The following is a 12424-nucleotide window of genomic DNA, read 5'->3' as shown; positions in this document are numbered from 1 at the left end:
CGTTGCGATGCGCAGGCTAGCAAGCGCGCCGGAGGGAACCGGGACGGGCCGCTTGACCTTCCCCTTCGGGGAGGCCACAGCATCGGTGCGAACGACGAAGGGGGAACCGGATGCGCGAGGACGAGCTGACGATCGGGGCCTTCGCGCGGGCCTGCCGGCTGTCGCCCAAGGCCCTGCGGCTCTACGACGAACTGCGGCTGCTGCGACCGCGCCGGGTCGACCCGGACACCGGCTACCGCTACTACGCGGTGGGCCAGTTGGAGCAGGCCCGGCTGGTGGCGTGGCTGCGCCGGCTGGGGATGCCGCTGGCCCGCATCCGCGAGGTGTGCGCGCTGCCCCCGGCCGCCGCCGCCCGGGAGATCCGCGCCTACTGGGCGCGGGTCGAGGCGGAGACGGCCGCGCGGCGCGATCTCGCCGGGTTCCTCGTCGGACATCTGCTGACGGAACCGAGGAAGGACGACACCATGCTGGAGCTGCGTCACAGCGCTCGATCGGACCGGGGCCTGGTCCGACCCGCCAACCAGGACACCGCCTACGCGGGCGGCCGGCTGCTCGCGGTGGCCGACGGGTTCGGCCCGGCGGGCGCGCCCGCGAGCGCCGCCGCCGTGGAGGCGCTGCGCGTCCTGGACACGGACGAACTCCCGGCGGGGAACGTGCTGAACGTGCTGGAGGAGGCGGTCCGGGGTGCCACGGAGGCGGTCCGGGACGCGGCCGACGGCGGCGAGGAGGCGGGGACGACGCTGACGGCCCTGCTGTGGACGGGTTCGCGGCTGGCGCTGGTGCACATCGGGGACAGCCGCGCGTACGTGCTGCGCGACGGGGCCCTGTTCCGTATCACCGAGGACCACACGATGGTGCAGTCGCTGATCGACGAGGGCCGGCTGACGCCGGAGGAGGCCGTCGCGCATCCGCAGCGGTCGCTGCTGGTGAAGGCCCTGTCCTGCGGCACCCAACCGGATCTGCGGCTCCAGGACGCGCAGCCCGGCGACCGCTACCTGGTCTGTTCGGACGGCCTGACCACCGCCGTCCCCGACGCCCGTATCCGCGCACTGCTCGCCTCCGCCGGGGGCCCCGACGACACCGTACGGGCCCTGATCGAGGCGGCGAACGGGGCCGGCGGCCCGGACAACGTCAGCTGTGTGGTGGCGGACGTGGTCGACCGCGCGGCCTGATCGCGCCCCGGCGGGCGGCCGGTACGGCAGGATCGGTGCCATGTCGCTCGCCGGAACGGACGCCTACGCCATGGAAGTTCAGCTCCCACCGCTGGTGGAGCGCGCCCTCGCCGTGGCCCGTGCCCATGGGTTCGTCCACTCCTGCCGCCCGGAGCAGGGCCGGCTGCTGTACGCGCTCGCGGGTGGCGCCGGGCGGCTGATCGGTGAGACGGGCACGGGCTGCGGGGTGGGCCTGGCCTGGCTGGCCGAGGGCGCCCGGCCGGGGGTGCGGCTGGTCGGTGTGGAGCGGGACGCGGAGCGCGCCCGGCTCGCCGCCGAGGTGTTCGCCGGCCGGCCCGAGGTGGAGGTCCTGCACGGCGACTGGCGGCGGATCGCGGAGCGGGGGCGGTACGACCTGCTGGTGCTCGACGGGGGCGGTGCCGCCAAGGGCGGCGCCGACGACGCGGCCGACCCGGCCCGGCTGCTCGTGCCGGGCGGCCGGGTCGTCGTCGACGACTTCACCCCGGCCACCGGCTGGCCCCCGCGGTACGCCGGTGAGGTGGACCGGCCCCGGATGCACTGGCTGCGGCACCCGGCCCTGGACACGGTGGAGTTGCCGCTCGCCGGGGATCTGGCGGCGCTGGTGGGGGTGCGGCGCCGGGACCAGGGCTGACCTTGTCGGCGTGCCGGTCCCCCCTCCCGGCCTGCGCGCCCGGCGCGGACCGGGAGCGTTTCTTCCGGCGGCAGATGGTGTACGGAGGAATCGTGGTGGCCGTGATGCCCGCGGTGTCCTTCGGACGGCCGGTCTGCCGTCCCCGTCGAGCAGTCAAGGAGTACGACGCGTGTCCTCTCTCTTCCCGGCCCTCGTGGACGCCCCGGCGGGGCGGGCCGCCCTGCGGTTCGGCGACCGTGCCCTGACCTACGGCGAGCTGGGTGCCGCGGCCGGTGCCCTCGCCGCGCGGATCCGCGGCGCGGGCCGCGTCGCGGTCTGGGCGACGCCCGCGCTGGAGACCGCCGTGGCGGTGGTGGCGGCGCTGGAGGCGGGGGTCGCCGCCGTCCCGCTCAACCCGAGGTCCGGGGACCGGGAGCTGGGGCACATCCTGTCCGACAGCGCGCCTTCGGCGGTGCTCGCCGCCCCGGGCGACGAACTGCCCGCCGCGCCGGCCGCTCTGGAGCGCGTCGACGTGGACGTACGCGCCGCCGGTCCGCTCCCCGGCGCCGAGGTGCCCGACGAGGCGGCGGCGCTGATCGTCTACACGTCCGGCACCACCGGCCCGCCCAAGGGCGCCGTGATCCCCCGCCGGGCCGTCGCGCACACCCTGGACGCGCTCGCGGACGCCTGGGCGTGGACCGGCAAGGACGTCCTCGTGCACGGGCTGCCGCTGTTCCATGTGCACGGTCTCGTCCTCGGCGTGCTCGGCCCGCTGCGCCGCGGCGGCTCGCTGCGCCACCTCGGCCGGTTCGGCACCGAGGGGGTCGCGCGGGAGCTGCACGACGGCGCGACCATGCTGTTCGGGGTGCCGACGATGTACCACCGGATCGCGCAGGCCCTGCCGGACGATCCGGGCCTGGCGCAGGCGCTGGGCAAGGCCCGTCTGCTCGTCTCCGGTTCGGCGGCGCTGCCCGTCCACGACCACGAGCGGATCACCGCCGCGACCGGGCAGCGGGTCGTCGAGCGGTACGGCATGACGGAGACGCTGATGAACACCAGCGTCCGCGCCGACGGCGAGCGCCGCGCCGGCACGGTCGGCGTCCCGCTGCCCGGGGTGGAGCTGCGGCTGGTCGAGGAGGACGGCACCCCGCTGACGTCGTACGACGGTGAGAGCGTCGGCGAGATCCAGGTGCGCGGCCCGAACCTGTTCACCGCGTACCTGAACCGGCCCGACGCCACCCGGGACGCCTTCACGGCGGACGGCTGGTTCCGCACCGGTGACATGGCGGTGCGCGAGCCGGACGGGTACGTGCGCATCGTCGGCCGCAAGGCCACCGACCTGATCAAGAGCGGCGGGTACAAGATCGGCGCCGGGGAGATCGAGAACGCCCTGCTGGAGCACCCCGGGGTGCGGGAGGCGGCGGTCACCGGGGAGCCGGACGCGGACCTCGGCGAGCGGATCGTGGCCTGGGTGGTCCCGGCGGACCCGCAGGCGCCCCCGTCGGCGGAGGAACTCGCGGACCATGTCGCCGGGCGGCTCGCCCCGCACAAGCGCCCGCGCCGGGTGCGGTACCTCGACGTCCTGCCCCGCAACGACATGGGGAAGATCATGAAGCGGGCGCTGGGCGCATGACGGAACGCCTGACGGCCCGCCAGGTCATCTCGCTGGTGGCCGGGGACTTCACCGAACTGCGCCTCGACGGCCCGCCGCCCGGCGACCGCCCCGACGGCCCGCTGGACTGGCGGGGCTACGGCGACGCCCGCGCCCTGGCCGGAGCCCGCACCGGTGAGCAGGAGTCCGTGGTGTGCGGCACCGGCAGCGTCGAGGGCACCCGCGTGGTGCTGATCGCCTTCGAGTTCGGCTATCTCGGCGGCTCGCTCGGCGTGCGCACCGGCGACCGGCTGGAGGCGGCGTACCGGCACGCCCGCGCCCACCGCCTGCCGGTGGTGCCGCTGGTGGCGACGGGCGGCAGCCGGATGCAGGAGGGCATGCTCGCCCTCACCCAGCTCCAGCGGGTGGCACGGCAGTCGGCGCTCACCCGGGAGGCAGGGCTGGCGCAGATCGCGGTGCTGCGGGACCCGACGACCGGCGGCGGCTGGGCGACGCTGGGCGCGGGCGCCGACGTGACGCTCGCGCTGCCCGGCGCCCAGGTCGGCTTCGCCGGTTCCCGGGTCCGCCCGCAGGACGCGGACCCGGCCGCCTACACGGCCGAGGCCCAGCTGGCGTCCGGCGCGGTGGACGCGCTGGTCCGGCCCGGCCGGCTGCGCCATGAACTGGGCCGCTGGCTGCGGCTGCTGACGGCACCCTCCGGCGAGGCGGCACCCCCGCCGCGCGCGCTCGGCGGTGACACCGGGGCGCCGGTCTCCGGCCGGGACGCGGTGCGGCGCGCCCGTGCGCCCGAACGCCCGGGCGCGGCACGCTATCTGGACGCCTACTTCACGCACCGCGTCACCCTCAGCGGCGACCGGTGCGGCGGCGCGGACCCCGAGGGCATGCTGTGCGGCTTCGGCGAGCACGGCGGCCGGACGGTCGCGTACGCCGCGCAGACCGGGACGGCCACCCGGCCCGCCGGGTACCGCACCGCCGCCCGGCTGATCCGGCTCGCCGACCGGCTCGGCATCCCGGTGCTCACCCTGGTGGACACGCCGGGCGCCGCGAACGACGCGGAGGCGGAGCGCGCGGGCGTCGGCGCCGCCATCGCGGACCTCTTCACGGTGCTGGCGTCCGCCCGCACCCCGGTGACGACCCTGCTGATCGGCGAGGGCGGCTCCGGCGGCGCGCTCGCCCTCGCGGCACCGGGCAACACCTGGGCCACACCGGACAGCTACTTCTCGGTGATCGCGCCGGAGCTCGCGGCGGCCATCCTCAAGCGCGGCCCGCACGAGGTGGACGCGACGGCGGACCAGCTGCGTCTGCGCCCGCAGGACCTCGCCGAGGCGGGGCTGATCCGGGGCGTCGTCGAAGGCGAGTGACGTGCCTCGGGGGACGCGGTGGCCGTACCCGAACCGGCCCCGCTCCCCTCGCTCCGACACGCTCCCTGACGCCCCCTCAGGGACAGAACCCCCCATTCAGCGGCACCCCGCCCGGCCCCCTCCAGAAGGCGACCGGCACCCGGCGGCGCGCACGATGCGAGGGAGGCCGCTCCACGCACGGTCTCGCGACACCACGACCACGCACCCCACGCGAGGCCCGCCACCCACCCGGCGGACCCATGGTCTGCGCTCTCGGGAGGACCGCCATGACCGCCACGCTGGAGCAGCTGCGACGCTGCCACTTCGCCGTCGATCTGGGGGCGGCCAGGACCCGCGTCTATGTGAAGGGCGCGGGGCTCGTCGTCGACCAGCCGTCCGCCGCCGCCGTCAACACCCGTACCGGCGCGCTCATCGCGGTCGGCGAGTTCGCGGAGCGGATGACCGGCCGCACCCCGGACTACATCCGCGTCGTGCGGCCCGTCTCGGGAGGCACCGTCGTCGACATCGAGATGGCGCAGCGCATGCTGCGGCACCTCCTGGGCGACAAGATGCGCCGCGGTCTGCGCCGCAGGCCCTTCCTGCGGGCCGCCGTGTGCACCCCGCACGACGCCGATCCGCTCGCCCAGCGCGCCGCCATCGAGACGCTGGTCGGCCTCGGCGCCCGCCGGGTGGAGCTGGTGGACACCCTGATCGCCGCCGCCGTCGGCTGCGGACTGCCCGTGGAGCAGCCCGAGGCCAGCATGATCATGGTGTGCGGGGCCGCCGCGACCGAGGTGGCCGTGCTGTCGCTGGGCAACATCGTGACGGCCGAACGGATCCGGGTCGGCGGCGAGGCCGTGGACCACGCGATCGTGCAGCACCTGCGGCACCAGCACGAACTGATGCTGCCCAGTCAGAACGTACGGCCGCTCCAGCTCGCGCTGTCCGGCAACGGGCTCACCGCGCAGGGCCCCGCGTCCACGGAGATCCATGGCCGGGACGTCTGCACCGGGCTCGCCCGGTCCGTGCGGGTCGACACCGCGGCCGTGCGGGACGCCATCCAGACACCGCTCACCGCCGTCCTCGACAGCATCGGCAAGGTGCTGCGCGACTGCCCGCCCGACCTGGTCGCCGACCTCGCCGACCGCGGGATCATGATGGTCGGCGGCAGCGCCCTGCTCCCCGGTTTCGACGAGATGCTGCGGCAGGCCACCAGCATGCCGGTGCACATCGCCGAACGGCCCGACGTCTGCGCCGTACAGGGCCTCGGCACCATGCTGGAGGGCCGGATCGAGCCGCTGGAGCTGGACCCGGCGACCTGAGCCCGAGCCGGTCAGTAGGGAAGGATCCGGCCCGAGGGAGTGCGCCGGTCGATCTCGCCCCGCGTGTCACGGGGAGCGGCCGGCCGGCGGGTGACCCGAACGCGTACGTACGTCTGGCCCTTCATGGCGCCCTCCTGGTCCGTCGGGTCCGTTGCGACCAGTCTTCTCTTCGCAACCTTTCGGCACATCGTGCCCACGCAGGCAGTTGTCATGCCTCCGTGGAGGGAGTGGTTGGAGCGGATGTGCTCCCGTGGGTGGAGACGGCCCCCGGGGGAAGGCGGAGTGGACCCGGCCGGGGGAACAGGCGCACGCTCGTGCGTAGGGACCTCTTCCCACGGAAGTGATCGCGATGGATGACAAGAACTGGACCGTCCGCATCCACATCACCGAGGACGGCGACGACACCCTCGCCGAAGCCGTGCTGACGACCCCGGACACGTCGACCGTCACCGGCCGGGGCACGGCCCACCGCAATCCCGTGGACCGCAGCGTCCCCGAGATCGGCGACGAGCTGGCCGCCTGCCGCGCCCTGGAGGACCTGGCGCTGCGGCTGCACGACGTCGCCTCCGACGACATCGTCGCGCTGGCCGGCCCGGCCGACCGCACGACGGGAGGGGCCTGGGAACGCCCCTGAGCCCGCCCGGCCCGGTTTACACCGTGATCCCCCTGGTACTGGTGGGGCCGTCGTCCGTCCGCCGCGCGCGCCGAGCGCCGCCCGACCCCCTGGAGAGCGATGCTGCTGAAGACCTTCGGCTGGTCGATGGGCGTCACGGTGATCGGCCTCGTCCTCGCGGCGTGGCTGTGGGGCTGGGAGGCGTTCGGGGTCGTGCTGATCCTGTCCGTGCTGGAGATCTCGCTGTCCTTCGACAACGCGGTCGTCAACGCCGGGATCCTGAAGCGGATGAACGCCTTCTGGCAGCGGATCTTCCTGACCGTCGGCGTGCTGATCGCCGTGTTCGGCATGCGGCTGGTGTTCCCGGTCGTGATCGTCGCCATCAGCGCCCGGGTCGGGCCCGCCGAGGCCGTACGGCTGGCGTTGGACGATCCGGACCGCTACGAGGCCCTCGTCACCGACGCGCATCCGGCGATCGCCGCGTTCGGCGGCATGTTCCTGCTGATGATCTTCCTGGAGTTCATCCTGGAGGAGCGGGAGATCACCTGGCTGTCCCGGCTGGAGCGCCCGCTGGCCCGGCTCGGGCGGATCGACCTGCTGGCGCCCTGCGTGGCGCTGATCGTGCTGCTGGTCGCGGCCATGACGGTCGCCGGGCACGCGCACGTCAGCGGGGGCCACGCGGACAAGGCGGCCACGGTCCTGCTCGCCGGGGTCGCCGGGCTGATCACCTATCTCGCCGTGGGCGGTCTGTCCTCGCACTTCGAGAACCGTCTGGAGGCGGAGGAGGAACGCGAGCACGAGGAGGAGGAGCAGCGGGCCCGGACCGGGGGCGGACGGCCGGTGGCCGCCCTCGCCGGCAAGGCGGCGTTCTTCCTCTTCCTCTATCTGGAGGTCCTGGACGCGTCGTTCTCCTTCGACGGGGTGATCGGCGCCTTCGCCATCACCAACCACATCTTCTGGATGGCGCTCGGCCTGGGCATCGGCGCCCTCTACGTCCGGTCCCTCACGGTCTACCTGGTCCGCCAGGGCACCCTCGACGACTACGTCTACCTGGAGCACGGCGCCCACTACGCCATCGGCGCCCTCGCCGTGATCCTGCTGGTCACCATCCGGTACGAGATCAACGAGGTGATCACGGGCCTGGTCGGCGTGGTCCTGATCGCCTCGTCCTTCCTGGCGTCCGTGCGCCGCAACAGGGCGCTCGCGGCGGCCGGGGACGCCGAGCCGCAGCGGTCCGAGAAGGCCCGGACGGGGACGTGAGTCGGATCACTCCGCGCACGGCGTGAGGGGCGTGTTCACGGGGCCGTACGGCTACGGCGCAGGCGTGATCCGGACCATACGTGGTGTTCGACATAGGCGTTTTCATCCGCTTATGGCTAGCTGGATGTGTTTGCCTTCGCGCACAGCGCCGCATCGAGCGACGCTCCGTCCAGCCGATCCGTCCGCCCGGGAGACCCATGCGCCTGCGCGCCCCCTCATCACTGCGAAAGGGCCCGTCGTCCCGCGCGGCCTCCGCCCGCCCCTACGTCCTGGCCGGCGGCACCCTGGCCGTGGGCCTCGGCGGCCTGTATCTCGCGGGGCTCCTCGCGGCCGGCGGGGACATAGAGGACGGGACGACCGTGCGGGGCGTGGACATCGGCGGCCTGAGCCGCGCCGAGGCCGTGCACAGGCTGGACGACCGTCTCGCCCCGGCCGCCGCCCGCAAGCTCCGGGTGACGGTCGGCGACCGCGAGGGCACCGTCGACCCCCGCCGGCTGGGCATCACCTTCGACCACGAGCGGACCGTCGACCGGGCGAGCCGCAGCGGCGCCCTCGACCCGTTCACCGTGATCGGCGGCCTGTTCCGCTCGGGCGGCCCGGTCGAGCCGTCGGTGAGCGTCGACGAGGACAAGGCCCACGCCGAGCTGAGGAAGGTCGCACGGGACGCCGACCAGAAGGTCCGCGAGGGTGCCGTCACATTCGGGAACGGCGAGGTCCGCACGGTCGCCCCGCACCCGGGGTACGCCCTGGACACGGACGCGGCGGTCGCCCCGCTGCGGGACGCCTTCCAGCGCGGCGACGCCCATGCCGTCACCGCGCTCCCGGCCCGCCCGACCGCGCCGAAGGTGACGGAGCGCGAGCTGGACCGGGCGGTGCGCGAGTTCGCCCGTCCGGCCATGTCGGCGCCCGTCACCCTCACCGCGGCCGGGCACCGCTTCACCGTCGAGCAGCCCGTCCTCGGCCGCTATCTGACGATGCGCCCGGACGCCGAGGGCCGGCTCGAGCCGAAGCTGGACGCGGCGGGGCTGCGCGCCGACCCGGCCGTGGCCAGGCCGCTGTCCGCCCTGCCCACCCGGGCCGCCGACGCCGAGCTGCGCCTGGTCGGCGACCGGGTCGGGGTCGCCGAGGACGGCCACGCGGGCCACGAGGTCACCGACAAGGCGCTGGGCAAGGCCGTGCTGCCGCTGCTGACCCGGCGGGGCGCCGCGCGCAGCGGCGAGATCGCCACGCGCGTGAGCGAGCCCAAGGTGACCCGGGCCAACGTGGAGCGGCTGGGGCTGCGCGAGCGGATGTCGTCGTTCACGGTGAACTTCGAGCCGGCGCCCTACCGCACCCGCAATATCGGCCGCGCGGTGGAGCTGATCAACGGCTCGGTCGTGATGCCCGGCGAGACGTGGAGCTTCAACCGCAGGGTCGGCGAACGCACTCCGGAGAACGGCTTCGTCGACGGCATCATGATCTACGACGACGAGTTCCGTAAGGCGCCCGGCGGCGGTGTCTCCGCCGTCGCCACGACCGTCTACAACGCGCTGTGGTTCGCGGGCGTCAAGCCGGTCGAGCACGGCGCCCACTCGTTCTACATCGAGCGCTACCCGGAGGGCCGGGAGGCCACGGTCGCCTGGGGCAGCCTGGACCTGCGCTTCACCAACGACTCGGGGCACGCCCTGTACATCCAGGCGGAGTCCACCGACCACTCGGTGACGGTCTCGTTCCTCGGCACCCGCAAGTACGACGAGATCGGCTCGGTGAAGGGCCCGCGCGACAACGTGAAGCAGCCGGAGCGGAAGGTCCTGAGCGGCGACCAGTGCGTCCCGCAGACTCCACTGGAGGGATTCGACGTCACCGTGCAGCGGGTCTTCGTCCAGGACGGGCGGGTGGTGAAGCGGGAGCCGTTCCGCACGCACTACGACCCGCGGGACGAGATCGTCTGCGAGTGATTCCCCGGCAACGGGCTGGTCGCATCGTTTCTGCACGGGTGGCGCCTGGTGGGGCGGGTGGGACTCGAACCCACGGCCGACGGATTATGAGTCCGCTGCTCTAACCGGCTGAGCTACCGCCCCATAGCGGCGTGTCGCGTACATGTGTGCGCGCCGTCTGCCGCAGCATAGCCGCTCATACGATCTCCTGCTTCGCATGGTCGACTTCGCATGCCCTGAAGGACACCGCCCCGACCTGCGCGGTTCCCGCCGCAGAGGGGAAGACATGAAAAAGGACCCCTTCGGGGGTCCTCGTTCAGCATGCTCCCCCGACTGGACTCGAACCAGTAACCTGCCGGTTAACAGCCGGCTGCTCTGCCAATTGAGCTACGGAGGACCGAGCTCCCCCGACTGGACTCGAACCAGTAACCTGCCGGTTAACAGCCGGCTGCTCTGCCAATTGAGCTACGGAGGAATGCCTCGTTGCATCGAACGTACCTACCTGGGTATTCGCCAGGGGGCGTGCGCTCGCTGCGACACATACATTAGCGCAAGCAGGGGGGTGCTCCGCCAATCGGTTCCCCCCGGGGCGCCGACGCCGTATCAGGGACCTACGCAAAGGGAAGGGTGGCCGCCATGCGCTACCGGCTCACGTTCGTCGTCGGACTCGCCGTCGGTTACGTGCTCGGCACTCGCGCCGGACGCGAGCGCTACGAGCAGCTGAAGAAGACGGCCCGGGAGATCTCGCACAACCCCGCGGTGCGCAACACCGCCGAGACGGCGGCCCAGCAGGGCCGGGTCTTCGCGGGCAAGGCGTACCACACGGTCAGCGACAAGGTCGGGGACCGCGTTCCCGCGTCCGTCGCCGATCGCGTCCGCAACCTCCGTGAACGCAGCGCGCACAACGGAGGCGCCGAGGACGACTGGGGCACCAGCAACACCTGAGCGGCCCCCGGCCCGGCCCGGCGCGATACTGCGGCACAATCTGGGCCATGGGGATAGTCGCCGGGCTGGACAGTTCGCCCGATTTCACTCGCATCGTCGTCTGTGACACGGACACGGGTGCCGTGCTCAGGCAGGGGTATGCCCCGCACCCGGTGGAGTCGCCGGACGGCGGGCGCCCCTCCGACGTCGACCCGCAGGCGTGGCTGCTCTCCCTCGGTGAGGCCGCCGGCGGCGGACTGCTGGAGGGCGTGCAGGCCATCGGCGTGTCCGCGCAGCAGAACGCGCTGGTGCCGGTGGACGCGCAGGGCAACACGGTGCGCCCCGCGATGGTCGGCGGCGACAAACGGGCCCAGGTCGCGGCGGCCGATCTGATCGACGCGCTCGGCGGGCGCGAGGCGTGGGCGCAGGCGGTGGGGTGCGTGCCGCAGGCGGCGCAACCGGTCACCAAGCTGCGCTGGCTCGCGAAGACCGAGCCGGAGCACGCGGCGCGTACCGCCGTCCTGCTGCAGGCGCACGACTGGCTGGTGTGGCAGCTGCTCGGCCGGCCGGTGCGGCGCACCACGGACCGGGGCGGGGCCTCCAGCACCGGGTACTGGTCGGCGGCGGGCGGTGTCTACCGTTCCGACCTGGTGGAGCTGGCGCTGGGCCACGCGGCCATGCTGCCCGAGGTGATCGGCCCCTCCCAGGCGGCCGGTACGACGCCGGAGGGGCTGCTGATCTCCGCGGGGACCGGCGAGACCATGGCCGCCGCGTTCGGGCTCGGTATCGGGCTGGGCGACGCGGTGGTCTCGCTCGGCGCGTCCGGGTCCGTGATGGCCGTGCACCCCGAGGCGCTCATGGACGGCTCCGGGATCATCACCTCCCTGGCCGACGCGACCGGTATGCATCTGCCGGTCGTCACCACGCTCAACGCGGTGCGCACGCTGCGCGGCACCGCCGAACTCCTCTCGCTGCCCGACCTGGAGAGCCTGTCCGACCTCGCGATGAAGTCGACGCCGGGCGCCCACGGCCTGGTCCTGCTCCCCTATCTGGAGGGTGAGCGGACGCCGAGCCTGCCGCACACCGCGGGCACGCTGTCGGGGCTGCGCCGGGAGTCGATGAAGCCGGAGCATCTGGCGCGGGCGGCGTTCGAGGGCATGCTGTGCGGGCTCGCCGACGCGCTGGACGTGCTGCGCGGGCGGGGCGTGGAGGTGCGGCGGGTCTTCCTGCTGGGGGCGGCCGCCGAGCTGCCGGCCGTGCAGGCGGCGGCGCCGTCGCTGTTCGGGGCGCAGGTCGTGGTCCCGCAGCCCGCCGACTACGCGGCGATCGGCGCGGCCCGGCAGGCGGCGTGGGCGCTGGGTGCCACGCAGGGCACCCTCGACCCGCGGACCCCGCCCATCTGGCAGGGCCCGGCGGGGCAGGTGCTGGAGCCCGGCGACGAACTGGCCGTGGGCCAGGCGGTGCGCCAGCAGTTCGTGTCGGTGCGGGAGCAGACGCACCCCGGGGCGTTCCGTAGGCGCCCCGGAGGGCCGGACGTGAGCGGAAGGTAAGAGGCCGGTAGGAAGGCGCACCGGATGGCCGTACGGAGCGCCGCCGACGGCTTAATCGGTTGAGGTAACGCCGCGGGAGTGTCG

At 73.9% G+C, this 12424-nt stretch carries 10 protein-coding genes and 3 tRNA genes; 10 read left to right on the top strand and 3 right to left on the bottom strand.

The window, feature by feature from the left end; translation table 11 throughout:
• The first annotated feature begins 110 nt into the window (after positions 1–110).
• The 8 genes from ACFV46_RS02080 (at position 111) to ACFV46_RS02045 (ending at position 9887) form a co-directional block, all read left to right on the top strand.
• Positions 111–1172, top strand: coding sequence for a MerR family transcriptional regulator (locus ACFV46_RS02080; RefSeq protein WP_361935207.1), 1062 nt, complete (start codon positions 111–113; stop codon positions 1170–1172).
• Positions 1173–1212: 40 nt separating this feature from the next.
• A complete protein-coding gene (locus ACFV46_RS02075; RefSeq protein WP_361935204.1) occupies positions 1213–1824 on the top strand; it encodes a class I SAM-dependent methyltransferase in 612 nt (203 codons plus the stop codon).
• A gap of 169 nt (positions 1825–1993) precedes the next feature.
• Complete coding sequence (locus ACFV46_RS02070; RefSeq protein WP_385496731.1) at positions 1994–3436, top strand: acyl-CoA synthetase; 1443 nt, start codon at positions 1994–1996, stop codon at positions 3434–3436.
• Entirely contained in the window at positions 3433–4776 is a 1344-nt protein-coding gene (locus ACFV46_RS02065; RefSeq protein WP_385496730.1) for a carboxyl transferase domain-containing protein, read from the top strand. Before ACFV46_RS02070 ends, ACFV46_RS02065 begins: the two co-directional genes overlap by 4 nt.
• Before the next feature lie 266 nt (positions 4777–5042).
• A complete protein-coding gene (locus ACFV46_RS02060; RefSeq protein ID WP_151783852.1) occupies positions 5043–6077 on the top strand; it encodes a rod shape-determining protein in 1035 nt (344 codons plus the stop codon).
• A 349-nt stretch (positions 6078–6426) separates the two neighbouring features.
• Positions 6427–6711 (top strand): DUF1876 domain-containing protein, encoded by a 285-nt coding sequence (locus ACFV46_RS02055; RefSeq protein WP_361935195.1) that lies wholly within the window; start codon positions 6427–6429, stop codon positions 6709–6711.
• Between the two features lie 99 nt (positions 6712–6810).
• Entirely contained in the window at positions 6811–7950 is a 1140-nt protein-coding gene (locus ACFV46_RS02050; protein WP_361935192.1) for a DUF475 domain-containing protein, read from the top strand.
• A 197-nt stretch (positions 7951–8147) separates the two neighbouring features.
• Positions 8148–9887: a VanW family protein gene (locus ACFV46_RS02045; RefSeq protein WP_385496729.1), complete on the top strand. Its 1740-nt coding sequence runs from the start codon at positions 8148–8150 to the stop codon at positions 9885–9887.
• A 46-nt stretch (positions 9888–9933) separates the two neighbouring features.
• Here the strand turns inward: ACFV46_RS02045 and ACFV46_RS02040 are convergent.
• The 3 genes from ACFV46_RS02040 to ACFV46_RS02030 all read right to left on the bottom strand — a co-directional run bounded on the left by ACFV46_RS02040 (position 9934) and on the right by ACFV46_RS02030 (position 10341).
• A tRNA-Ile gene (locus ACFV46_RS02040) sits at positions 9934–10010 on the bottom strand.
• A gap of 180 nt (positions 10011–10190) precedes the next feature.
• A tRNA-Asn gene (locus tag ACFV46_RS02035) sits at positions 10191–10263 on the bottom strand.
• A 5-nt stretch (positions 10264–10268) separates the two neighbouring features.
• Positions 10269–10341 (bottom strand) — tRNA-Asn (locus ACFV46_RS02030).
• A gap of 161 nt (positions 10342–10502) precedes the next feature.
• On the opposite strand from ACFV46_RS02030, the gene ACFV46_RS02025 reads away from it, so the two are divergent.
• Both ACFV46_RS02025 and ACFV46_RS02020 read left to right on the top strand, forming a co-directional pair.
• A complete protein-coding gene (locus ACFV46_RS02025; RefSeq protein ID WP_055620812.1) occupies positions 10503–10811 on the top strand; it encodes a hypothetical protein in 309 nt (102 codons plus the stop codon).
• A gap of 47 nt (positions 10812–10858) precedes the next feature.
• On the top strand, positions 10859–12340 hold the full coding sequence (locus ACFV46_RS02020) for an FGGY-family carbohydrate kinase (protein ID WP_385496728.1): 1482 nt from the start codon (positions 10859–10861) through the stop codon (positions 12338–12340).
• The last annotated feature ends 84 nt before the right edge of the window (positions 12341–12424 follow it).

It is taken from the genome of Streptomyces sp. NPDC059852 (genome assembly GCF_042731455.1).
Classification (GTDB): Bacteria; Actinomycetota; Actinomycetes; order Streptomycetales; family Streptomycetaceae; genus Streptomyces.
The sequence above is the reverse complement of the archived record's forward strand: the minus strand, read 5'-3'. Positions and strand labels throughout refer to the sequence as shown.

What these genes read in the sequence shown, in the direction of transcription:
- ACFV46_RS02065 (WP_385496730.1), top strand. Translation starts at nt 3,433, where the DNA reads ATGACGGAACGCCTGACGGCCCGCCAGGTCATCTCGCTGGTGGCCGGG.
- ACFV46_RS02050 (WP_361935192.1), top strand. Translation starts at nt 6,811, where the DNA reads ATGCTGCTGAAGACCTTCGGCTGGTCGATGGGCGTCACGGTGATCGGC.
- ACFV46_RS02020 (WP_385496728.1), top strand. Translation starts at nt 10,859, where the DNA reads ATGGGGATAGTCGCCGGGCTGGACAGTTCGCCCGATTTCACTCGCATC.
- ACFV46_RS02045 (WP_385496729.1), top strand. Translation starts at nt 8,148, where the DNA reads ATGCGCCTGCGCGCCCCCTCATCACTGCGAAAGGGCCCGTCGTCCCGC.
- ACFV46_RS02060 (WP_151783852.1), top strand. Translation starts at nt 5,043, where the DNA reads ATGACCGCCACGCTGGAGCAGCTGCGACGCTGCCACTTCGCCGTCGAT.
- ACFV46_RS02025 (WP_055620812.1), top strand. Translation starts at nt 10,503, where the DNA reads ATGCGCTACCGGCTCACGTTCGTCGTCGGACTCGCCGTCGGTTACGTG.
- ACFV46_RS02080 (WP_361935207.1), top strand. Translation starts at nt 111, where the DNA reads ATGCGCGAGGACGAGCTGACGATCGGGGCCTTCGCGCGGGCCTGCCGG.
- ACFV46_RS02075 (WP_361935204.1), top strand. Translation starts at nt 1,213, where the DNA reads ATGTCGCTCGCCGGAACGGACGCCTACGCCATGGAAGTTCAGCTCCCA.
- ACFV46_RS02055 (WP_361935195.1), top strand. Translation starts at nt 6,427, where the DNA reads ATGGATGACAAGAACTGGACCGTCCGCATCCACATCACCGAGGACGGC.